Source organism: Paenibacillus sp. p3-SID867 (assembly GCF_025142895.1).
Lineage (GTDB): Bacteria > Bacillota > Bacilli > Paenibacillales > Paenibacillaceae > Paenibacillus_AQ.
The window spans coordinates 116,536-139,976 of the sequence record NZ_JAMBDM010000016.1; the positions used below are offsets into that span (position 1 = coordinate 116,536).

Annotated in this window: 22 protein-coding genes and 1 riboswitch; of the genes, 4 read left to right on the top strand and 18 right to left on the bottom strand. The window is 53.9% G+C overall.

The features are described 5' to 3' along the window. Positions 1–175: 175 nt before the first annotated feature. The 12 genes from fumC to M4D81_RS26935 all read right to left on the bottom strand — a co-directional run bounded on the left by fumC (position 176) and on the right by M4D81_RS26935 (position 16,988). Positions 176–1,564 carry a class II fumarate hydratase gene (gene fumC / locus M4D81_RS26880; RefSeq protein ID WP_260068651.1) on the bottom strand — a complete coding sequence of 463 codons (1,389 nt, stop codon included), beginning with the start codon at positions 1,562–1,564 and terminating at the stop codon, positions 176–178. A 239-nt stretch (positions 1,565–1,803) separates the two neighbouring features. Further along, a complete protein-coding gene (locus M4D81_RS26885; RefSeq protein WP_260068652.1) occupies positions 1,804–2,829 on the bottom strand; it encodes a DUF2332 domain-containing protein in 1,026 nt (341 codons plus the stop codon). Between the two features lie 183 nt (positions 2,830–3,012). Continuing rightward, complete coding sequence (cydC, locus tag M4D81_RS26890; protein WP_260068653.1) at positions 3,013–4,809, bottom strand: thiol reductant ABC exporter subunit CydC; 1,797 nt, start codon at positions 4,807–4,809, stop codon at positions 3,013–3,015. After that, positions 4,806–6,686, bottom strand: a complete 1,881-nt coding sequence (locus M4D81_RS26895; RefSeq protein ID WP_260068654.1) for an ABC transporter ATP-binding protein/permease — start codon at positions 6,684–6,686, stop codon at positions 4,806–4,808. Before M4D81_RS26895 ends, cydC begins: the two co-directional genes overlap by 4 nt. Next, positions 6,686–7,702: a cytochrome d ubiquinol oxidase subunit II gene (gene cydB / locus M4D81_RS26900; RefSeq protein ID WP_260068655.1), complete on the bottom strand. Its 1,017-nt coding sequence runs from the start codon at positions 7,700–7,702 to the stop codon at positions 6,686–6,688. The genes M4D81_RS26895 and cydB overlap by 1 nt, the downstream gene beginning before the upstream one ends. Further along, the gene (locus M4D81_RS26905) at positions 7,689–9,092 is read right to left on the bottom strand and encodes a cytochrome ubiquinol oxidase subunit I (RefSeq protein ID WP_071218780.1); all 1,404 of its coding nucleotides are present in this window, start codon (positions 9,090–9,092) and stop codon (positions 7,689–7,691) included. The genes cydB and M4D81_RS26905 overlap by 14 nt, the downstream gene beginning before the upstream one ends. Before the next feature lie 287 nt (positions 9,093–9,379). Further along, on the bottom strand, positions 9,380–11,182 hold the full coding sequence (gene ade / locus M4D81_RS26910; protein ID WP_260068656.1) for an adenine deaminase: 1,803 nt from the start codon (positions 11,180–11,182) through the stop codon (positions 9,380–9,382). A 351-nt stretch (positions 11,183–11,533) separates the two neighbouring features. Beyond that, a riboswitch (purine riboswitch) is annotated at positions 11,534–11,635 on the bottom strand. Positions 11,636–11,742: 107 nt separating this feature from the next. Beyond that, the gene (locus tag M4D81_RS26915; RefSeq protein ID WP_260068657.1) at positions 11,743–12,321 is read right to left on the bottom strand and encodes an NAD(P)H-dependent oxidoreductase; all 579 of its coding nucleotides are present in this window, start codon (positions 12,319–12,321) and stop codon (positions 11,743–11,745) included. Between the two features lie 60 nt (positions 12,322–12,381). Further along, on the bottom strand, positions 12,382–12,972 hold the full coding sequence (locus M4D81_RS26920) for a TetR/AcrR family transcriptional regulator (RefSeq protein WP_260068658.1): 591 nt from the start codon (positions 12,970–12,972) through the stop codon (positions 12,382–12,384). A 158-nt stretch (positions 12,973–13,130) separates the two neighbouring features. Continuing rightward, the gene (locus tag M4D81_RS26925) at positions 13,131–14,375 is read right to left on the bottom strand and encodes an MFS transporter (RefSeq protein WP_071218778.1); all 1,245 of its coding nucleotides are present in this window, start codon (positions 14,373–14,375) and stop codon (positions 13,131–13,133) included. A 115-nt stretch (positions 14,376–14,490) separates the two neighbouring features. Continuing rightward, a complete protein-coding gene (locus M4D81_RS26930; RefSeq protein WP_260068659.1) occupies positions 14,491–16,272 on the bottom strand; it encodes a sensor histidine kinase in 1,782 nt (593 codons plus the stop codon). Further along, the gene (locus tag M4D81_RS26935) at positions 16,269–16,988 is read right to left on the bottom strand and encodes a response regulator transcription factor (RefSeq protein WP_071218776.1); all 720 of its coding nucleotides are present in this window, start codon (positions 16,986–16,988) and stop codon (positions 16,269–16,271) included. Before M4D81_RS26935 ends, M4D81_RS26930 begins: the two co-directional genes overlap by 4 nt. Before the next feature lie 141 nt (positions 16,989–17,129). On the opposite strand from M4D81_RS26935, the gene M4D81_RS26940 reads away from it, so the two are divergent. After that, the gene (locus tag M4D81_RS26940) at positions 17,130–18,359 is read left to right on the top strand and encodes a DUF418 domain-containing protein (protein WP_071218775.1); all 1,230 of its coding nucleotides are present in this window, start codon (positions 17,130–17,132) and stop codon (positions 18,357–18,359) included. 210 nt (positions 18,360–18,569) lie between these two features. Continuing rightward, a complete protein-coding gene (locus M4D81_RS26945) occupies positions 18,570–18,875 on the top strand; it encodes an antibiotic biosynthesis monooxygenase (protein WP_071218774.1) in 306 nt (101 codons plus the stop codon). Positions 18,876–19,008: 133 nt separating this feature from the next. On the opposite strand, the gene M4D81_RS26950 is transcribed toward M4D81_RS26945, so the two are convergent. Further along, positions 19,009–19,479, bottom strand: coding sequence for a hypothetical protein (locus M4D81_RS26950; RefSeq protein ID WP_071218773.1), 471 nt, complete (start codon positions 19,477–19,479; stop codon positions 19,009–19,011). Positions 19,480–19,615: 136 nt separating this feature from the next. On the opposite strand from M4D81_RS26950, the gene M4D81_RS26955 reads away from it, so the two are divergent. Continuing rightward, positions 19,616–19,747 (top strand): DUF4023 domain-containing protein, encoded by a 132-nt coding sequence (locus tag M4D81_RS26955; protein ID WP_009590359.1) that lies wholly within the window; start codon positions 19,616–19,618, stop codon positions 19,745–19,747. A gap of 91 nt (positions 19,748–19,838) precedes the next feature. Here the strand turns inward: M4D81_RS26955 and M4D81_RS26960 are convergent, their stop codons facing one another. The 5 genes from M4D81_RS26960 to M4D81_RS26980 form a co-directional block, all read right to left on the bottom strand. Beyond that, the gene (locus tag M4D81_RS26960; protein WP_260068660.1) at positions 19,839–20,180 is read right to left on the bottom strand and encodes a DUF1801 domain-containing protein; all 342 of its coding nucleotides are present in this window, start codon (positions 20,178–20,180) and stop codon (positions 19,839–19,841) included. Positions 20,181–20,222: 42 nt separating this feature from the next. Continuing rightward, on the bottom strand, positions 20,223–20,621 hold the full coding sequence (locus M4D81_RS26965; RefSeq protein WP_071218771.1) for a VOC family protein: 399 nt from the start codon (positions 20,619–20,621) through the stop codon (positions 20,223–20,225). Between the two features lie 117 nt (positions 20,622–20,738). After that, entirely contained in the window at positions 20,739–22,001 is a 1,263-nt protein-coding gene (locus tag M4D81_RS26970; protein ID WP_260068661.1) for an RNA polymerase sigma factor, read from the bottom strand. Next, positions 22,001–22,432 (bottom strand): YciI family protein, encoded by a 432-nt coding sequence (locus M4D81_RS26975; RefSeq protein ID WP_260068662.1) that lies wholly within the window; start codon positions 22,430–22,432, stop codon positions 22,001–22,003. The genes M4D81_RS26970 and M4D81_RS26975 overlap by 1 nt, the downstream gene beginning before the upstream one ends. Positions 22,433–22,690: 258 nt before the next feature. Continuing rightward, positions 22,691–22,828, bottom strand: a complete 138-nt coding sequence (locus M4D81_RS26980) for a CGNR zinc finger domain-containing protein (RefSeq protein ID WP_260068666.1) — start codon at positions 22,826–22,828, stop codon at positions 22,691–22,693. A 49-nt stretch (positions 22,829–22,877) separates the two neighbouring features. On the opposite strand from M4D81_RS26980, the gene M4D81_RS26985 reads away from it, so the two are divergent. Continuing rightward, positions 22,878–23,432 (top strand): P-loop NTPase family protein, encoded by a 555-nt coding sequence (locus tag M4D81_RS26985; protein ID WP_071218767.1) that lies wholly within the window; start codon positions 22,878–22,880, stop codon positions 23,430–23,432. Positions 23,433–23,441 lie beyond the last annotated feature (9 nt).

Consider the following 23,441-nt stretch of genomic DNA (forward strand, 5'->3'; position numbering starts at 1 on the left):
TCCGTCCTTCATGCAAATGGTTTGTCAATCATGGTCAATCCTGACACCCTATTATAACCGCTGCGGAGCTTGGGAAAAGAAAAAATCTAAAAAACCAAAACCCATTTCACCGTGGTGAAATGGGTTTTGGGTCAACCGAGGCGTGTTTTCCGATCAAGCTCCAAACATTGAGCCCTTACTCCTTCGGATGGATCATTTCTTCCGGACGAACGATCCGGTCAAAATCCTCTCCGCGGAGCAGCCCGCTTGCCAGAGCCGCCTCGCGAAGCGTTGTCCCTTCTTTATGCGCTTTTTTTGCGATGGCCGCTGCATTCTCATATCCGATATGCGGATTCAGCGCCGTCACCAGCATCAGCGACCGCTCCATGTTCGCACGGAGAACGTCAAGGTTGGCTTCGATGCCGATCGCGCAATTCTGGTCGAATGAATCCATCGCATCGGACAGCAGGCGTACGGACTGCAAGAAGTTATAGATGATGACCGGTTTAAAGACGTTTAGCTCAAAATTACCCTGGCTTGCTGCAAAACCGATCGTGGCATCGTTGCCCATCACTTGGCAGACTACCATCGTCAGTGCCTCGCTCTGGGTTGGGTTCACTTTCCCCGGCATGATCGAGCTGCCCGGTTCGTTGGCAGGGATCGAGATCTCGCCAATTCCGGAACGGGGACCGCTTGCCAGCCAGCGAACGTCGTTGGCGATCTTCATCAGATCGGCAGCCAGCGCCTTCAGCGCCCCATGGGCAAATACAATCTCGTCATGACTGGTCAGCGAATGGAACTTGTTGCTGGCCGACGTATAGCTTTTTCCGATTTGCATGCTGATTTCAGCTGCCGTCATTTCTCCGAATTTCGGATGAGCGTTAATGCCGGTGCCGACGGCTGTGCCGCCAATAGCCAGCTCACGCAGCGGTTCTACGGCAGAAGCCAGCATCAATTCACACTTCTCGAGCATCCGGTGCCAGCCGCTGATTTCCTGTCCGAGGGTCAGCGGTGTGGCATCTTGAAGGTGCGTGCGGCCGATTTTGATCAGGTCCTTATATTCATCGCTTTTCTTCTCGAGCGTTTTCTTCAAGCGGCGCAGCGCGGGCAGCACATGATCTTCCACGGCCACGACCGCGGCCATGTGCATCGCTGTCGGAAACGTATCGTTAGAGCTTTGGGATTTGTTGACGTCGTCGTTGGGATGAACGCGCAGGGCGCTGTCTTTTTGCTCAAGCAGCTGATTGGCCCGATTCGCAATGACTTCGTTCACGTTCATATTGGACTGCGTGCCGCTGCCGGTCTGCCAAACCACCAGCGGAAAGTGCTCATCCCACTTGCCGGCCACAATCTCGTCGGCGGCGGTCGTAATGGCATCCACTTTGTCTGCGTCCAGCTTGCCAAGCTTGCCATTCACGATAGCCGCGCTTTTCTTCAATATCGCAAACGCCCGAATGATTTCCTTCGGCATCGTTTCGGTTCCAATCCGGAAATTCTCGGAACTGCGCTGTGTCTGCGCTGCCCATAGCTTATCCGCAGGCACTTTAACCTCACCCAGGGTATCCTTCTCAATACGATAATCCATCCCAACTTCCTCCTTTGGCTTCCTTGAATTTAAGCGCTTATTATTCCATCTCCCCTATTATGACATAGACTTGCCCAAGAAAAAAACAGACCGGATGAACAGCTGCGACTTCCATACATACAGCCTTGATTCGGCTGCTTTCCAGGCTCGCTTGCTTGCCGTCACTTCACACGGAACAATGGCAGGTGCCTCACGATTCGCTATGCTTCTTCAATCAAGCTAACGGGACTACTCCCGCTTCACAACAGCCACTGGAACCAGCGAGCATGCCCGTCCGTCCGCGCGACCGTAAACTCGCTTCGCACGCCCCTGAGGATATAATCCGCATGAAGATCGCCATCCTGCATATTGTTGTAGACATGGACGATATCGCGGACGCTTCCGATTTCATTCAAGTGATGCAGCAGCTTTTGCTTGGATGCCTCCGGGATCTGATTGGCCACATGCGTATGAAATACGCAAATGACGGCCTCCTCCGGGATGCTCTTCACGATATCGGGAAGCAGTTCGGTCCCGTCCCCTTCCCGGAACTGTATCCCGGACTGCTGCTTCAATACCTCCGCCGCATGCTCCAGCATGGATACCCTGTCGTGATTCCCCGGCCAGATTAAAGACCGCAGCCACAAAAAGTGCTCCGGGTTCCGCACGTCATTCACATGCAGATCGATCCCCATCCGATAGACGACCGGGGGAATGGAAGCTGGCAGGAACGGCGTCCGACCTCCTCTAATCTCCGATGTAATATGAACCTTCGACCGCGCTAGGCCGTAACGAACGGCGTCTCCATAGGAGTAGCTGTACTGATCCCACAGCAGCTGCAATCCGGCACTGGTTCCAAGCTCCACCAAGGCAAGCGGCTTACGGACCTTATCATAGATCGAGCAGAACACCGGGTACAAATACGCACAGCGGCGGACTTCGTTCGTCTGTACCCGTTTACTCTCCAGGATCCTGATAATGGCTGCCTGATGCTTCAGCACAAATGAACGAAAATAGGGATAACAGGAGCTCATTTCCTTCGGATGCTCCACAAGACCGGGGTAATACGCCCTCAGATCCGGCCCCTCACCCTGCAGCAGCAAATATTGAACGGCGCCAAACAGCATATTGGGGACAGGCTGGTCTGCAGGAACAAACGCAGCGACTTGCAGCACCTCTTCATCATCGGCTATATGGCGAGCCAAGTACTCATAGAACACACTGGATCCCGGACATTCCCGTTCAGCAAAATGACGAAACACGTTCACCAACTGTTTCGAATCCACCCTACACCACACCCCTAACGTTGTAATTAACCCTTGATCCTGCTTAAGACTAATGTTACATCTTTCCAGAAGGCACGTGGATTCTGATCTTTTATCGGGCTTATAAGAAAAAAAGAAGGCAACAAAAAGAAGAACCACCCTCCTGAAAGGTCGGTTCTTCTGCTGACAAATCGCTATCGCTGTCTATATCGCCGGACGATCCAAACGGTACAAGTTCCGATACCGCGGATATCGCTCCATCAGCTCATCATGGGTACCCCGCATGACGATTTGACCGTCTTCCATGAAGAGGATCTCATCCATGCGCTCCACGCCGACCAGATGATGCGTCACCCAGATCAAGGTCCGGTCCTGCAGGCTGGCGAATATGGTGGACAGCAGTTCCCGCTCCGTTTTGGGATCCAGCCCGACCGTAGGCTCATCCAGAATGACAACGGGCGTTTTCTGCAGCAGGATTCGGGCCAAAGCCACGCGCTGGCGCTCTCCTCCGGAGAAACGCTGCCCGGCTTCCTGCATTCGGGTGCGAAGACCTTCCGGAAGGGAAGCCACCAACGGTTCTAGCCGTGCCAAAGCAACCGCGTCCCGTATTTCCGCTTCCGTGGCATCCGGCTGTCCGAGCCGGATGTTGTTTGCCAGCGTCGTATCGAACAAATGCGGACTCTGGTTCAACACCGAAATAACGGAAGATATCTCGTCGCCAAACCGCACGGAATCCACTCCGCCTAAAGTCAGGCTGCCCCCTGAGGGTGCCAGCACACCCTGAATCAGCTGCAGCAGGGTGGATTTGCCTGCACCTGAACGCCCTATAATGGCCACCTTGGCCCCAGGAGGAATATCCAGGGATACATCCGTTAACGTAGCCCCTTCCCCATTCATACCGGATCGTTCCAGCCCGGATTTGCCGCCTGCCGCCTGATCATAACGGAAGCTGACGCCATCCGCCTTCACATGGACACCGCTGCTTATGACAGATTCGATCTCTCCCTTATTGAGCTGTTGACCCCGATTCCGTTTCCCTTCAGATGTTTCGGCGCTTTCTATCGCCTGAAGCCTTGCGACCGATTGGCCGTACTGCGGAATCCGCTCCACGGCTTCGGATACCGGCAGGAATGCGTCCATTAACGGGAACACAACCAGAACGCAAGCCGCGATCAGCGTAACATCGATCGAGCCGTCCGCATACTGCCTTCCTGACCAATACACCATCGATACCACCGTCACGGCAACCACGCATTGGCCGATAAAAGCCCGAAGACGCGACCAGCGCTTGAGAGAGCGATCGGTCCGGTCGACCTCCGCTTCATCCGCCTCATATCCGGTCAGGAATTCCGTCTGCCGGCCGCTGACATACCATTCATGAATGCCCAGTACCGCGTCGGTCAGCTTCTGGTAGAGGTTGCTTCGGGCCTGCTTCATTTCCCGGTTCTTCCGCTTGGTGAGCAGCAGGGAAACGAGCGGCAGTACCAGAATCAGCACGGCTGCATACAGCGCGAGCAGAAGAGCAAATGCCGGATCAAACAGGCCGACGGCCAGAATGACCCCGGTGTATAACACAAGCGCAACAATCGATGGAAAGACCGTACGAATATAGACGTCCTGCAAATACTCGATATCCTCGGAGAGCACGCCCAGCAGATCCCCGGTGCGGTACCGGGAGGATAAACGGAGGGCTTGCGGTTCCAGAATGCGGTACAGCCGCAGGCGCATCTGGGACAGGATGCGAAGAATCGTGTCATGCCCCACCAGGCGCTCCACGTAATGGATGACCGCGCGTCCGATGCCGAAGGTCCGAACCCCTACGGTCGGCACGTATACCATCAGGATATTTTCCGGTCTTAGGGCGGACTTGGAGATCAAATACCCGGATGTGAACATCAGCATCCCGGCGAACAGGATCGTGAGCACGCCAAGCATCACAATCAGCAGAAAGCGCCAGAAGTTTGCCGTTACGTAAGGCCGAAACCACGATTCCTGCTTCATTGTACTCCCTCCATCTGCGATGTAATCAACCCATAATAGACGCCTTGCCGAGCGATAAGCTCATCATGGGTTCCCGTTTCCGCCACCCGCCCCTGATGCAGAACGATGATGTAATCCATATCCTGCATCCAGTGCAGTCTGTGCGTCGCGAAGAATACCCACTTATCTTGAAAAAGGGAAAGCATCCTCTCCTTCAGCTCGTATTCCGTCTCGATATCCAAATGGGCCGTCGGCTCATCCAGCAGCAGAACCCGCCGGCCCCCGAGCAGCGCTCTGGCCAAGGCTACACGCTGTGCCTGACCGCCGCTTAAAGTGCGCCCGCCGCCGCCGATCATCTCTGCGAGTCCGCCAGGCAAGCTCTTCACCAGATCCGACAGACCCGCCGCTTCTACCGCTGCCTCGACTTGCGCTGTGGTCGCCTCCGGCGCATAAAAGCGAACATTATCCGCCAGGCTAGCACCGAATAAATACGGCTGCTGCGGCATATAGGTGACCTCGGTCCGCCACGCCCGCCGGTTCCAGTCCTCCAGCTTCACGCCGTTTAGCTCCATCACGCCGGATGTAGGCGCCATGAACCCACCCAATAGCTCGATGAGCGTGGATTTGCCGGCCCCGCTCTCCCCGACGATGCCGATCTTGCGTTGACCCGGTATCCGGAAGCTGACATCCTCCAAGGAAGCCGGCCCCAACTCTTCGTGCCTGAGGCCGATTCCGGACAGCTCCAGCACGCTGTGGTGATCCCATTGGAATGGCGGCTGCGGTCTGCGGCTGGAATTAGAGAAATTATTTTGAATTTTAAATGTTAAGCCCGTTGAGGTCCGTTCCATCGTTCCTGCCGCCAGGGTTTCAAGCGCTCCAGTTGGCCCGAATGGACCCGCTCCATTGACCGAACCCTCCGCAGCAACAGAACCCGGGATTCCACCCAAATGCCCCTTTCGGGCCTCCCGAATCATGGATTGCATCGCTTCCCCTGCCTGCTTGCCGTCCAGCGTGGCATGAAAGTCCGCCCCGACCATGCGCACCGGCAGGAAATACTCCGGTGCCAGGATCAGGATGAGCAGCGCGGGCAGCAGCTCCAGGCTGCCGTTAATGAGGCGCAAGCCCAGGTTTACTGCAACAGATGCCACGGACAGCATCGTAAAGAAATCCAGTGCGAAGGACGACAGAAACGCCACGCGCAGCGTCCGCATGGTAGCTGCACGATATCCCTCGCTGACCTGCTGTATGCTCTCACTGTGCTTGCGGCTCTGTCCCAGAAACTTCAGGGTAGTGAGACCTCTAAGCGAATCTACAAAATGATTGGACAGCATTCGGTAGGAATCCAGCTGCTGCTCGGTCTGCTTTCTCGCGGCAAGTCCCACGAGGATGAGGAATACGATCAGGATCGGCATGGTTACCAGCAGAATAATGCCCGATATCCGGTCCGTCATGAACACGTACAGCCATACCAGAGCCGGGGTAATGCCCGCCCCCATCATGCGCGGTATGGTCAGCTCCGCATATTTGCGGAACTTGCCGATGCCCTCCAGCACAAGCGTAACCACATTGCCCGTTCCTTCCGACCGGACAAAGGACGGTCCATTCCGAAACAGCTCATCCAGCAGCTGCTTCCTCAGGCTCGTGCCCGTCTCCTCGGCAAAGCGCTGTGCGATTCCTTGCTGCACAGCCGAGATGCCGTGGCGTGCCAGAAATGCAAGCAGGAACAAGGCAATGGTCTCCCCCTGCTCCTGCAGCGTTGATCCCGCAAACAGGGCGGATACGGCTCCCGCCAGCCATTTGGCTTGCAGAAGGATGGCCATGCTCTGTGCCAGGGTACATACGGCGACAAGGAAGAATACCGTCTTGGCGCCTTTGTATCCCAGCAGATCTTTTCCCATCAGTACTCCAAATGCTCCTTCTCATGTACCCGTTTGTGGAAAACGAAGTAACTCCAAATTTGATAGCCTAAAACAAACGGCAGCAGCGATACCGCCACAATCGTCATAATCTTGAGGGAATACGGTCCGGAGGCCGCATTATAAATAGTCAGGTCAAATGCGGAATTGATGGAACTGACCATCACGCGCGGGAACAAGCCCACGAACACGGACGTTACCAGCAGGGCGATAACCGCCCCGGTCATCCCGAAAGCCCAGCCGTCCCGCTTGATGTTCATGAAATATCCGCCCAGCAGGAATGCGAGCAAAGCCAGCACCAGCAGCACGGTTAACACCACGCCACGCTTCTCGAAGATATCGGTCATGAAATACGTCATCACCCCGAATGCCACGAACAGGGCCGCTACGGGAAGCAGGAGTCTCCGGGCCATACGGCGCGCCCGTTCCTGAAGATCCCCCATCGTGCGCAGTGTTGTAAACATCAAGCCATGCAGCAGGCAGAGCATCACCATCGTCAGTCCGCCAACCACAGTATAGCCATTCACAACATCAAACAATCCGGCATGCAGCTGCATCTCCTCGTTAATGGGGAGCCCCTGAATCAGGCAGGCAAAAACAACGCCGAGCAGGAATGGTGGAAGCACGCTGCCGGTGAAGATCGCACCGTCCCACACCCGTTTCCAGCGAACATCGCCCACCTTGCCGCGGAATTCAAAGGCCACCCCGCGTCCGATCAAGGCCAGCAGAAGAAAGACAAGCGGAATGTAGAAGCCGCTGAACAGCGTCGCATACCAGTTCGGGAAAGCGGCGAACATGGCGCCGCCCGCCGTCAGCAGCCAGACCTCGTTGGCGTCCCAGAACGGGCCGATCGAGTTGATCAGCACCCGGCGCTGGGTATCATTTTTGGCCAGCAGCTGCGTGGACATCCCGACCCCGAAGTCGAAGCCCTCCAAGAAGAAGAACCCGATAAACAATACGGCAACGAGCACAAACCACAGTTCGTTAAGAGACAGCATTGTAGCCCTCCTTATTAAACGGATCGCTTGCGTGGTGGTCCTCTTCCTCCGCCGCATACGGTCCTTTCTTAATGACTTTGATAAATAGATACGCCATAACGGCTGCCAGCACCGCATAAATGGCAGTAAACATGATCAGCGAGAATAAGATCGAGCCTGCGCTGACGTTCGGTGAAACACTGTTCTCCGTGGTAATCAGTCCGAATACCGTCCAAGGCTGGCGTCCGATCTCCGTCATAATCCATCCCGACGTATTGGCGATGAACGGCAGCGAAATGCCCAGCAGCATCAGTCTGAGGAACCACTTGCCGGCCTTCTCGACCTTTTTGCGCAGCATCAGCCACGCTCCGTACAATCCCAGCAGAATCATGACGCTGCCGGCGGCCACCATAATCCGGAAGCTCCAGAATGTTGTGCGCACGGGAGGGATATAATCTCCAGGACCATATTGCTGTTCGTACTGCGCCTGCAGCTCCTTCATCCCGATGACTTCACCGGAAAACTTGCTGTAGGACAAAAAGCTGAGCAAATACGGGATTTTAAACTCCATCGTGTTCTCCTGCTTATCCGGATCGATGGCCGCAATGACCGTCCAAGGCGCAGGATCATCGCTCGTTTCCCACAGGCTCTCCGCAGCGGCCATCTTCATCGGCTGCGTATCCACCAGATACTGCGCCTGCTGGTGGCCGAATACCGCAACCAGAATGGAGGTGATGAGCCCAATCACGATGGCGATGTGAAATGATTTCTTAAAGAAATCCAAATCCTGCTTCTTCATCAGCTTGTAGGCACTCACACCTGCAACGAGGAACGCCCCGGTTGCCAGTGCCCCGAAGATCGTGTGCGGGAACTCCACCAACAGCTGACCGTTCGTAATCAGTGCAAAGAAATCATTCATCTCCGCCCGCCCATTATTCATCTCGAATCCGACGGGTCGCTGCATGAACGAATTCGCTGCCAGAATCCAGAATGCGGACATCAGGGTCCCAAACGATACCAGCCAGATACTGAGCAGATGGACCTTCTTCGATAAACGGTCCCAACCGAATATCCACAGTCCGATAAAAGTCGACTCGAGGAAAAACGCCAGCAACGCTTCAATGGCAAGCGGTGCGCCAAATACGTCGCCGACAAACCTTGAGTAATCCGACCAGTTCATGCCGAACTGGAATTCCTGCAGAATCCCTGTCACAACCCCGACCGCAAAGTTAATCAGGAACAGCTTTCCCCAGAACTTGGCCATTTTCTTGTAGACTTCCTGACCTTTAACAACATACATCGTCTCCATGATGGCAATCAGAAACGCCAATCCGATGGACAACGGTACGAAAATAAAGTGAAAAATGGTTGTCGATGCGAATTGAATTCGCGCCAGCATAACCGGATCCATATCAGATACCCCTTCCTTTAGCTCACGTGATCACTTCAAATTTGATTCTTTTTGTATTGTCGCAGACCACGCCCTAAAGGATTGTGATAAACATCACAATATCAGGATAGAAACCGGGGCAAAAAGTTATAAATTTGTGACGAAAATCACTAAGTGAACTGCGATTTTGTGCTCATCGAGGAATATGGAACGGTTCGCTGTCTCTGCTCGCATTTTAAAACCCTGTATTTACACTACAAAAAAGCAGGTTCGCCATCAGGCCAACCTGCTTCGGTATATCTGCGCCCTTATTGAACCGCGCCAATCTCGGTTTCGATGAGCTTGAATTCGGTTACGTCCGCGATCCCGCGGTTGGTAATGCGGATTTCCGGAATCACCGGCAGCGCAATGAGCGAGAAGGTCATGAACGGGGCATGAATGAAGCATCCGAGCTCCTTCCAAGCCTCCTCCAGTGCTGCGACTTCCTCCGCTACGATCTCAACCGGACGATCCGCCAGCAAACCCGCAATCGGCATCGCCACCTTCGCCAGCACCTTGCCATCCCGTACTACGATCATGCCGCCACCGCACGCCGCCAACTCATTCGCCGCGAGTGCCATATCTTCGGCATTCGTGCCCATCACCAGTAGATTGTGGCTGTCATGCGCTACCGTGGACGCAACTGCGCCGGACTTCAGTCCGAAGCCGCTCGCAAAACCGAGCGAGATTTGTCCCGTCGTGCCGTGGCGCTCAATGCATGCCAGCTGAACCACGTCCTGATCCAGGTCTGGCTGGATCAGGCCTTGCTCCACGGAGAGCACCGCTGTCATTTTAGCGGTACGGGCGCTGTTCTCGATGACGCGCACCACGTTCACTTCCGTGCGAGTTGCATCGAATTTGCTGCGCAGCAGAAAGTCATCCGCAGTAAGCGAACGCTGCAGCCGAACCGAGTTAAAGGCTTTTTCCGGGTATTGATATACCGGGAACGCCTTCACGAGTCGGCCGTTCTCTGCAACCACTTCGCCATCCGTGATCACGACCGAAGGCACCATGCTCAACAGATCATCAATCAGCAAAATATCCGCCGTTTTGCCAGGTGAAATGCTGCCAAGCTCCATGTCCATCCCGAAATAACGAGCGACGTTGATCGTTCCCAGCTGGATCGCCGTAACCGGGTCCACGCCCTCTTCCATGGCGCGGCGGACCACATGGTTCATATGTCCGAGTCTCAGCAGCGTCTGCGGATACACATCATCCGTAACCAGAGAAATATTGTCTGTACGCACCTTATCTTCCGTTATGACCTTAACCACTTCCTTCACATCCTGCCATGCCGAACCCTCGCGGATCATCAGATGCATGCCGAGGCGAACCTTCTCCAAAGCCTGCTCCCGGGTTACCGTCTCATGGTCGGAGCTTACGCCTGTTGCCATATATGCCTGCAGCATCCGGTCATCCTCTGCCGGAAAATGCCCGGTCACCGTCTTGCCTGCACGCAGCGTCGCTTCGATCTCCCCGCTCATGGTCGGATCGCCATACACGACGCCCGGGAAATTCATCACTTCGCCAAGCCCGGCAACACCGGGCCATGTCAGCCCTTCCTCAATGTCGGCTACGCCCAGCTGCGCCCCGGCATCCTCCAGATCGAAGGTTGACGGCACACACGAAGGAACGGTGGTGAACACCTTCATCGGCAGCTGCTGCCCTTCCTCATGCATCCAGCGCACGCCCTCCATGCCGAATACGTTGGCAATCTCATGGGGATCCATATAAACCCCGGTCGTTCCGCTAACGATAGCCGCCTTGGCAAACTCGGTCACGGTGAGCATTGTGCTCTCCACATGCATATGACCGTCAAGCAGGCCCGGCGAGATATATCGGCCATTCGCTTCAATAACCCGAGTCCCCTCCCCGATCGTGTGATCCGCGTTGCCGATATAAGCAATGCGTCCGGAGGCCATGGCCACGTCCACTCGCTCCTGAAGCTCGCCTGTAAACACATTTACCAGCGTGCCGCTCTTGATGACCAGGTCGGCGGGCTCCTGTCCTAAGGCAACCTTCCCCAACTGCCGGCTGACCTCGTATCGTTTCTGTCTCTGGATTGAACTCATGATGATTGCACGCTCCCCTTTTTTTAGATATCAGAATGTATAAACTCGGAAGCTTGTGACTTCCTAATCTCGCAATAAAAACTTCTTCTTACTGCGGTCGTCGGTAGACGTTTTTCTTATAATGAACCTGTAAAAGCACAAAATCGATCTTGCGTAACACGCCAAACAACCCGGACAGCGTATCTGCCCGGGTTGCCTGCAACTATATCCATTGAGGAAGAGAAGTCACACGCGGCAGCCATGCATTGCTAATAGTCTGCACATCACCCCATCCGTTAAAACGTGCTTAGATCCCATTTCAGGCGATCTTGCAGCCCGGCTTCGATGTTTATGCAAAGCCGGGCTTGGGGAGCGGATTCTCAACCTTCATGTAGTCAAGTCATTTACGGTAACCTGGTAGAAACGCCTGGGCCCTATTCCCCGGCATATACATCAAGATTTGATTTTGAAACATGACCCATTCAATTCTTTGGTCGTTTCATTTGTTGTATGAATTATAATCCTCCTGCCCGAGAAGTCAAGCCATTGGAAGGAACTGTACATCACACACCCTGCCAGCTTTAGGCTAATTTCCGTCCCATTCTGAGTATACGCTCAAGCCATTGCTTTCTTGCCACTTCAGGCATTTTGCGAAGCTGCGTAATGTTCGTGGCACGCACGCTGCCTACGCCGCAAAACTTCAGAATGGAATGTTTCATCATTTGATGCCCCGGCTGGCCGAGATAGAAACGGTAGTAGACGTACGGCGAATCCATCGTGACGATCAGACGGGCCGTTTTCCCTTTGAGCAGTTGCTCGGGCAAGGGCGAGTTCTTGCGGTACTTAAAGGCAAAGCCCGGCAGAAACACCCGGTCGATGAACCCTTTGAGCAGCGCCGGCATGCCTCCCCACCAATTCGGGTACACAAACACCAGGTGATCCGCCCAAGAGATCAGTTCCTGCGCTTTTTGCAAATCCGGCTCCAGCGGTTGTTTACCCTTATAGCCACCGGAGAGATTCAGGTCAAACTCCAGCTCCGAAAGCACCAGCTCCCGCACCTCCGCCCCGGATTCGGCCGCCCCCCTCGTATAGACCTCTGCCAACTGGCTGCCATAGCTGTTCGCAATGGGATTGCCTTGAATAATTAAAACCTTTTTCATATGTTTCTTCCCCCTCATAATTTAGTTAACAAACACTAACTTGATGGTAAAAAGAAAAGGTCACGCCGGACCTTTTCCCAAACCTGTTAATGCCAATAAATGCGCCGTCACTTCAGGTGCCAGCGGCGACAAAGGTTCCTCCAGCTCCCCTTGCATCGTTGCGATCGCCAGCTGGCTGAATGCACCGATGATCAACACAGCGGTTAATCGCGTGTTCTGCGGCGGAATATCCCCCTGCAACACCGCTTGCTCAAGCAGATCATGCAAAGCGTCCAGCGGCTGACGTCCTCTGCTTTTAAGCACCTCCGTAAACAGCTCGTGATGCTGGGACAAGAGCAGCAAGCCGTATTTATCCTCGTCATACGAAGCCAGCACCCGGTTGACGAGCGCAGACAGCCGCTCTGTAAACAAGCCGGGGCGGGACGCATAATCATCCACCAGACGCGTATAGCTGCTGCAGTATTCCTCGAACGCCTCCGCTGCCACGGCATCCTTATTCGTAAAATGCTTATAGATCGCCGCATCCGTTACACCCGCCGCCGCGCCGATCTCCTTCACCGATACGCCGTCCACGCCCTTCTCGGCGAAGAGCTTCATGGCAGCCTGCAAAATATCCTTCTTCTTGCTATCGAAATGTGGTTTCTTTTTCATGCTCATATCATAAGTGAACACTAACCAAATTGCAATAACCAACGCAATAAAGAGGCTCCCCCTTGCCCGGAGTGCCTCTCCATTCATATTTCTTCGCTTCCCGCCGCTTAAAACGCACGCTCAACCTTTTTAACCATGAGCTCAATCTCATGCCTATGTTAAGCTCCGGCTTCGACAGGCGCCGCCTTTACCTTTTTGCCGTACAGCAGCATAAGCGGGATGCTGATCACAAATGCCCCGGCAACTAGCAGGAAGGGAATTCTCGGATCAATGCCATACGCCCAGCCGCCAATGATGCCGGATGGCGAAATGACAATAAGGATGAGCACCTGGAGCAGCGCGAATATTTTGGCGCGGTTCTCATCGTCTATGGCGTTGGCCACCGCAGTCTCCAAGTATGGGTACGTCATCATGGTGCCGATTGCGGCAATGACGGTGCTCAAGCTCAGCACCAGCAGATCCCCTTGCGGCGCAAACACCAGTATGACATTGGACAATACCGATATAACGAACCCCCATACCATCGTCCGGTGCACATGCTGCTCCCCGATCCGGGGCATGATCCACCGCATGAATATGAGCATAATAACGGAGGAGAATGCCGGGAAGACCGAGATCAGGCCGCTGCCCAAATGCAAATATTCCACCATGAAAATGGAGACATAGGTCGTCTTCACCGTCATCTGAAAATTAAATAATATATACACGCCGAAGATCATCAGCAGCAGCGGGTTTCCGAGCATGCTCTTCATCACCGAAGCATAGTCGGACATCCCTTCCCGCAGGCTCATTGCCTTCGTTTCTTTCATCTTGCGGTAACCGATATCCGTCTCCCTTGTCGCATAGTGGCGCCCGATGAACTGGATCGTCATCAGGATACAGGCCAGCACGAACATGATGCGCACCCCGGGCACAAGCGTGAAATGATACACCAGCAGCCCGCCGATCGGTGCAAACAAGCCACCGACAACGCTAATCAGCTGCAGCAGCGTAAAGACATAGGTCCGCTCCTTCGGTGCGGTGTCCTCCACCAGCAGACAGTAAAAGGCGGTATGCGGCACCTTCTGAAAACCGTTGATAACAGCCGCGATCACAAAAAACCAGAAGTTCTGCGAGACCGCCCAGAGCAGCGTAGCCACGGTCCAGCTTAGTACGTCGAAGTACAGCAGCGCTTTTTTTCTGCCTAAACGGTCCGTTAAATACCCGCTGAGAAACGAAGAAAGCACCTGCACAAGCAAACCGATGGAGGTAATCCAGCCGATTCCCGTCTCGGTTACCCCAAGTTGGTACATGTAGATCGAGGTGTACGTCGTGAACATGCTGTAAGGAATAAGAAACAGCGGCTCATAGACGAGACAGCCCCGCGCATTGCCAGTCAATTGCCGAAACGAAGTAGAACCCATAATATCCTCCGGACCTGAAATGTAGTCGTTGCTTAGCCATTATAGCGCAACCGGACCTGCAGCAGGATAGGAATGTTGAAGGATTTTTGAGGCGACTCGGGAAATGCCGATCCAATCAGCAAGGTTGCTCCTTGCCGCGCTCAGCAGCCCCCTCACCTTCTTGTAAGGAAGCCTCAGGCAATAGCACGGTGATGGTGGTTCCTCGGCCCACTTCAGACCACACATTTACCCGGCCCCGATGCGCTTCGACAATCGCCTTGGCGATGCTCATCCCGAGTCCCGAGCCGTCCATGCTCTCTTCGGTATTCGTTCCCCTGTAGTAACGCTCGAACAGATTGCAGCGGGTCTCTTCGTCCATCCCCACGCCTTGATCCGCAACCACGATCGCCGCACCTCCGGGACGTCTCTCCACCCGGACCTCAACGTTTACCCCATCCGGATTATGCTTCACGGCATTCGTGATCAGGTTATCCATCAACCGCTGCAGCCACTTGGCATTGCCGTCGACGAGCAGCGCCCCTTCGCCGCCGATATAGTTAAAATTCGCATCCAGCGTGGCATCATTGACGTATTTCAGCACGCAGCGGCGCACCAGCTCATTCAGGTCAAGCCGGGTCAGCTCCTGGGGGCGGATCTCGCTTCTCAGACGGAAGACGAGCGAGAAATCATTGATCAGCTCCAGCATGTAGTCCCCTTTTTCCCGAATCACCGTTCCCATCTCCCGCAGCTCCTCCTGACTCCAATCCTGAGGTGCATTCTCAAGCATATAGCCGTAACCCTGGATGGAGGACAACGGAGTACGCAAATCATGCGATATCCCGGACATCCACTCTTCCCGGTTACGATCGAGCCGCTCCCGTTCCCTCTCGGTCTCGGCAAGCTGCTCCGCCATCTTGTAAAACGAATGAATCACTTCCTTGTACAGCTTGAAGCGCGTGCGCAGCTTTCCGTTCTTACGGAATACCCGCTTCCGGTCCTTCGGCGTCAGCACTTCCTCGTAGGCTCCGCTCCCCATCCGCTCAAACCACCCGGTAAACAGCAGCAGCGGCCGGCTGTACCGATATCCATGCCATATGGCGACCCCTAGTGACAGCACAAGCACGCAGACCATCGTCCATAACGCCACACGGATCAGCTCGTTCATCATCGGTCTTTTCTCCAGCGCCCCGTCCTGCGGCGTATGATATACCCAGGTGTTGCCGCTGTCCGCATCGCGATAAACCGCGATATGCGTGGAATACGTGCCCGGCTGCTCCTGCATCGTAATGATCTCCAGCGGGTGGTAGCTTACCTTATTGTCTGAATCGGTTCCAATCGCTTGGACAACGCGGCCCTCCCGGTCAATGACATGCAAATAACCGCCTAGACCGGCTAATTCCCGTTCGAGCTCCGCTTCATCCTCCGGCCTCACCCTGCCGCCGTTCTGATAATGGGCATACCATTCCCGAAGATGGTCCGAACCCTCATCGATACGTCCGATCAGATACAGCAGCGGTTCTTCATAGGTCAGATCCATCTGCCAATCCATTGTGTACTCGCCGAGACGGCGCTCCTCCTTGATCTCAAGCAAGGTGCTTACCGAGTACTCCGATGGAACATCCGTAGTCGTATTGGTGGAAAGAATCACGTTTCCGTCCATATCCACCACTTGCAGCCACATATCCTTCTCTTGAAGCAGGAGCTTCCACTGTTCCTGCAGCAGGACCTCCCCATTCTCCGTCACCGTCTCGGTCACGATGCTGTTCAGGACACCTGTCGGAAAGTTCCGTTTGATCTCATCCTCGCTGATATGTTTGATCAGGAAGAATAAGAGCACGATCAGGAAGCAAAACATAAACGCCGAGAACGCAATCAATTGGTACGTAAAATGAAAGGCCAGCCTTCTGCGCAGTCTCATCGGGCCTTCTCCTTAACCAGCTTGTAGCCGAGCCCCCGGACCGTCAGCAAATATTGCGGGTTGCTCGGATCCTCCTCGATGCGTTCACGGATGCGGCGGATATGTACCATGACGGTGTTGTCCTCGCCCATGCCGTCGATGCCCCACACGGCTTCGTACAGCTGCGACTTGGAGAATACGACCCCCGGATGCTTGCAAAAATAAAGCAGCAGCTGAAAGACCTGCGCGGGACAAGGCACAGGCTCTCCCAGCACCGTAAGCTCGCCTGCGGATTCATCGACCTTAAACCGGCCGAAGTCCCATGCACGCTGTATTACCGGCTGCTCAGCCGACACGTTCGCCCCGATGCCGCCACGGCGCAGACGCGCCTTGATCCTTGCGGCAATCTCCAACGGATTAAAGGGCTTGGTGACATAATCGTCCCCGCCCATCGCAAACCCGGTCAGCACATCCAGATCCGACGCTTTGGCCGTCAGAAACAGGATGTGCGGACTGCCGTAGGAACGGATCTGCGGACAGAGATCAAATCCTGTGCCGTCCGGCAGCATGACATCCAGCAGCACGATATCCGCTCCGTGTGCCGCGATTTCACTGAGCGCCTCCTTACAGCTGGAAGCCGTGTATATGCGGTTAAAGCCTTCCTTGCGCAGCACCATCTGCAGCATTTTCACAATGGAAGGTTCGTCATCTACAATTAAAATTCGTGTTTGATCCATTTTATCCTCACCCGACATTTATGCTAGCACAACAACCTTAACAGGAGTTAAACAAATGCGGGAAGAGTTAAGAAAAAGTTAGGTTGCCGTTTCCGAGTTATTTCGTTTCGAGCTTTATACTTGGTGTCAGAGGTGATTGACATGAATTCAAATAAACGTTCCACGGCCGTGGATGCGATTCGCGGCTTGAGCTTGCTCGGTATCCTGATGGCCAATATGCTTATTTTTCAATACGGCATGTTCGGCAAAGACGAGCTGCATTTCTTCCAGCCATCCACGCTGGATCTGATTAGCCATGACATGCTGAAAGTATTCGTAGAGGGCAGCTTCATGCCGATCTTTACGTTCCTGTTCGGTTACAGCATGATCAAGATGCGGGAAAGCCTGATCGGCAAAGGGCTCAAATACGGACGCAGCTTTTTCCGCAGGTCCGTGCTGCTGATCGTTCTCGGTTTGCTCCATTCGACATTCATCTGGGAAGGCGATATTCTGCTGTTTTACGGAGCGATCGGACTCTTCCTGGTGCTGTTTGTGAAACGGAAGGCCAAAACAATCCTGATCTGGGGGATCCTCTTACTCGCGCTGATGTCCCTCCTCGGATATGGCTCCATGGAGCCTACGGCAGGTGAAGCCGAGCGTATGGAGAATTATGTGAAGCAGTCTATTGAGGTGTACGGCAATGGCACGTACAGCGAGATTCTGAACTTTCGTTCAACTGAGGAAATGCCCATCGACCTTCCGGATTGGTTGATGCTGCTGGTCATTCTGATTGCTCCGCTGATGAGCGCGCCAATGTTCCTGTTTGGTATGGTCGCCGCCAAACGCGGGCGCTTCCTCCATCCCTCCATGGAGATCAAGCTGTATCTAAGATGGTCTCTGCTCATACCGGTCGGGCTTGGACTTAAGACCGCAGGGGTTATGCTCGGATCCACCCACGGCTGGAGCGGCGTACTTACGATGCTTGGCGGACCTCTGCTCGCGCTGGGTTATATACATCTGTTCGCTTCCCTATATGCCTTCTCGTCTAAACAATCGGTCATCATCCGGGCGTTTGAAGCGGTTGGGCGGATGTCGCTAACCAACTATCTGACGCAAAGCGTTGTGTGCGTACTGATATTCTACGGATTCGGACTGGGTATGTTCGGCAAGCTCGGCGTGCTGCAAGGAGCGCTGCTGGCCGTCCTGATCTATGCTGTACTGGCAACGGGCAGCCTGCTCTGGTTGAAACGGTTCCGCAGCGGACCCGTTGAACGGCTGCTGCGCATCGGCACCTATTGGTCATGGAGCGGCAGGGCGAAACCCAAAGTCATGACGCCGGCTGCCGCCGTACCTGCGGCAGAGTTTCCGGCAGAAGGTCCTCCGGTGACTTAAGCATGCCGCAGCTTTGGCTTGCCGGGGAGCCCTGACTACGAGGCTTTTGTGGCTTTTGTGGCTTTTGTGGCTTTTGTGGCGCTTGTGGCTTTTGAGGCTCCCTAGCTCCCAAGATGAAATCGGCCCCTCCGTTCAGGTATAATGGACATACAGGCAAGGGGTTAGACATTTTTGGAATTTATCCGGTCGTTATCGAAGGAGGAATCTTGCATGCTGGTTGTTACAAACTCGATTAAGGTTACACCGGGCTTCGGACAAGAAATTGCGCAGCGATTCGCTGAAGCGAAGGGTGTCCAGGAGATTGAGGGATTCGTGCGGATGGAAGTATGGCACGAAGCCAAAGAAGGCGCAGAGGCAGAGGAACTGAAGGTCTCTACGGTATGGGAAAACGAGGAGGCGTTCAAACGCTGGACTTCCAGTGAATCGTTCAGGCAATCCCACGGTCAGGGCCGGAATGAGAATATTTTGGGCGCTTCCTTGAACAAATATGAGCTGTTGATCAGTCATAAGAAGTAATATGGAACGGGTTTTCACCATAAATACCCCGCCCGGGCGATTGCCTGTGGCAGGGTATTTTTTTGCCGTGATATGACAATTGCCTTCTCCATTCATTCGTTCACGATCCCTGTGAAACCGTAAGAGACATACCTCAAGGCTCCTGATCGTTTATCGTGTATCCCGGCAGCAATTCAGGGTTGTGGGATCGACCCAGCTCGACCATATATGTGTTCAGATCGTTCAACGCGGGACCCGCCAGCACATACGATTGTCCATCCACCTCAAACTCGTTCGCTACGCGAACCTCCTGCTCACCCTGCACGACGTCCATAAAGAACAGAAATCCCGGTGACTCGTTATCTGTGATCCGCTTGGCTTGAAGACTGTCCACTCGCTCCATGACCGGTTCTATATCCTGCTTCTGATCCAGCACCATCCGGGTCCCATCCCCATAGATCACATGAATGGCCTTCACCTTCGCTGCATCCAGCTTCATCAGCTTCTTGACGGAGTACAGGCTCTCGTCTGCGGACCCCGCATCCTCGTCAAATCCGCTGCAGCCGACCAGACCCAGAACAACGATAATTCCAATCATCAAGATGAACGCGAGCTTACTGGACATTCCTTCATCCCTCCAAACGAAAATCTCACCATCTGTGTCTCCATTCCAAAGTCACCAAATATGATCAGGGCGAAATGGTTATATTAAGCACGATCAGGCAAAGCCATACATTCTGAGCAAAAGGAGCTTACGTCATATGGAAAGCACGCACGATTTTGTGGAAAAAATGAACGAGAATGCGGAGAAGGCCCGTCGCAACAAGGAAAATCACGGCAAAGGAACACCAAGCGACAAGCTGCCGACCAAGCAGCACGGCACCAAGAAGTAAAATGACGTTTACCGCGATCCTCACAGGATCGCGGCTATTATATCAGGAACGGTTCAAACACCGGTTATCCGCGCTTCCTATTACATATGATTTACAGTCCGTCGGATGCCTGCTTCAGCAAGGATCCGAGCGCATCATAATCGACCTGCTGTCCGGACGTAATTTTGATGGTTTTTCGTTCAGGCGGTCCTTCAAACAACGCTTCAGGCCAATCCAGGCCATCCGCATTGAAAATCGTAAAGCTCACGGCGCTCTTCGCGACGCTGATCACAGCTGCATATTTTCCGTTTTTCAGAAAATGGGGCTTTTTGTATTGAAGCCGTTCCGAAACGTCCGGGATCGTGCCGTGCACAAGCTCCCGAAGCCGCTCGCCGACCTCCACCTTCCAGGTATCACTAATGGCTGCAATGTAATCCGTAACTTCTTGATTCATCTTATTGGCTCCCTCTTAATCGTAGTATGGTATTTTTCCAACTCAACCCTGATGAACCATCTGCCAGGTCATGCCGTACCGGTCTACCACTTCACCGTAGTAGGCTCCCCAAGGCTGCAGGGCAAACGGATATTTCTCGGTCCCCCCAGCGCTAAGATGGCCATAAGCGGCACGCGCATCTTCCTCGTGATCAAACGTGATGGCCATCCCCATGCTCGTGCTCTTGCCGGTTTCCTGAAACGCATCGGTGAGGATCAGCTTGTTGCCGCCAGCCAGCGTTAACGACATGTGCATAACCTTATCCTGATGGGCTTCCGGTATGCCCGGCATGTCCTTGAAGGTAGTCAACAAATCGATCTCTCCACCCAGCGCTTGCATGTAAAAATTCGCCTGACCTCTTGCATCCTCCGAAATAATAAAAGGTACCATTTGTGCTTGCATGTTCATCTTCCTCTCGGTTTTTTTGTTTTATATCTAAATGACGAACGAGATTTTATGTAATCGACACATCTTCATATTTTTTTAAAAAGTTTTTCTAAAAATTTTCTTCAGTTTGTCTTAGGACTTCGCTGACAGGCATTCTGCCGCACGGTCAAGCAGCAAAACACGTTCCCTCAGGTTATCCGTCAGCGATGCGGCCAGCTTGAACTCCTCGCAGGCTTCATCCAGGCGCCCCAGCTTGAAAAGCAGGTCTCCCCTTACACTCGGAAGGAGATGGTATCCCTTCAAGGCCGGCTCGCCACGTAAAACATCCACGATCTCAAGCCCGATCTCCGGACCGAAAGCCATGGAGAGAGCCACGGCCCGGTTCAATTCCACGATGGGCGAAGGAGAAACCTGGGCCAAGGCCTCATATAACGCGGAGATGCGAATCCAGTCGGTCTCTGCTGCAGTGGGCGCTCCGGCATGACAAGCGGAGATGGCAGCTTGTATGGCGTAAGGTCCCGTCATTCCGCCCAAATGCTCGATCCGTTCCAGAGCGGCAAAACCGCGCCGAATCAATAAATAATCCCACAAGGCCCGATTCTGGTCCATGAGCAGGACAGGCTCCCCCTCCGCATTGACCCGGGACTTGAACCTAGAGGATTGAAATTCCATTAACGCAACCAATCCATGTACCTCGGCCACCGTCGGCGCGATCTCTGCCAGCACCCGCCCGATCCGAAGCGCTTCCTGGCACAGCAGCGGTCGAATCCACTGGTTGCCCGAAGACGCCGCGTACCCCTCATTAAACATGAGGTAGATGACCTCAAGAACCGATGACAACCGCGGTTTAAGCTCGGCTCCCTGAGGAATCTCGAATGCCACCCGGGTCGCCGACAGCGCCCGTTTGGCACGAACGATTCGCTGCGCGATCGTCGGTTCAGGCACAAGATAAGCGTGAGCAATCTCCGCTGTCGTTAATCCGCCGAGCAAACGCAGCGTCAGAGCTACGCGCGCCTCAGGGGAAAGAACCGGATGGCAGGTCATGAAGATCAGCCGCAGAAGATCATCGTTCACTTCCCCCGCCTCCGGTACCTCCATATCCGAATCCATCCGGGAATCCATTTCGCGTCCGAGCAGCTCATACTTCTGATCGCGCACCTTATTCCTGCGCAGCAGATCCAGCGCTTTGCGCTTCGCAGCGGTCATGAGCCATCCACCCGGATTATCCGGTATTCCGTCTATCGGCCAGTGTTCCAGCGCAGCGATTAGTGCATCCTGAGCAAGATCCTCGGCGATCCCGACGTCACGAACCATTCGAGTCAGGTAGGCAATGATTTTGGAGGATTCAATTCTCCAGATGGCATCGATCGTACGATGGGTATCTGCAGCTGACATTATGGATTCTGCCTTTGAATGTGTTCACGCATTTCGTATTGTTTAGCCTGCGCCTCCGGATCCTGCGTCAGCTCTGTCGGTTCAAAGACCTGGCGGAGCTCGATCTGGCCCGCACCGAAGCCGTGCGGATCCGGCATGCGTTTAGCCCATTCGATCGCCTCTTCCCTTGTCTTTACTTCGATCAAGGTATACCCCGCGATCAGTTCCTTCGCTTCCGTAAAGGGGCCATCGGTAATTTTCGGCTTGCCCCCCGGCTCTGGATAAGATATCCGAATGGCGCCCGAGCTTGGATGGAGTCCGTCGGCAGCAAGGAGCACGCCCGCTCTGGCCAGCTCCATGTTGTACCTCATCATGGCATCCAATTGCTCTGCGTTTGGCAGCACGCCTGCCTCGGAATCCTCGGTTGCCTTTACAATCATCATAAATCTCATTCTTATTCCCTCCTGGTTATCAAGACTAAACTTAAAATTTTCGTTCTATGCTTAACCAACGAATAGAGAATCCCCTAATCGACAAAGGCGTCAACATTTTTTAAAAAAATAATAGGTTACAACCATTTCGTTACTGGGCCGTGTATTCCTGTTAAAAAAATTCGGCTCCATAAAAAAAAGACCAATCAAGGCAAAACGCTTGATTGGTCTATGAGAAGGCGATGATCCTGATCCAAACCCGTTCCTATGGCAGGCTGTTTATCCCATGGACTTGGCTCGCTCTCGATATGTTTTATTCTTCGCCCGATTGCCGCAGGCTTTCATCGAGCACCATTTTCCCGTTCCCGGCCGCGAGCGGTGTAATTTTACGAAAAGTTGGACAGGAGATCGCCACATCGGCACCGAAATGATTAGCTACCATTTTTAAGGAATGCGGTGATCTTTTATGGATACTAACATTCCGAACCGGATCCATATTATCGGCTCCGTCGGAAGCGGTAAAACGACACTCGCCAGGACCCTGTCCACCCTGTTCCACATTCCTTATTACGAGCTCGACAATGTGGTGTGGGAGCGAGCCGAGCCGAACGATATTCGGAGGAGTGAAGCAGACAGGGATGCGCTGTTACTAAGTATCGTCAACAAGAAATGCTGGATCATCGAAGGCGCTCACCTCAAATGGGTCAGCCCCAGCTTCCGCCGTGCAGATCTTATCGTATTCCTGAAACCGTCCTATTCAACAATAACCTACCGAATCATCACAAGGTTCATCAAGCAGCGACTGCGACTTGAACAGGCGCACTACACCCCCACCTGGGACATGTTCAAAAAAATGTTCGAATGGAGCGCCACTTATCAACGGGAAGGCAGATATCAGATTCAGAATACGCTCGAAGATTATCCCGGCAAAGTGGTCGTCGTAAAAGACCTCAAACAGCTGAAACAACGGCTCGAACAGTGGAGGTCGCCCATAGAACATCAAGAAAGGACCTCCGGTTAACCGGAGGTC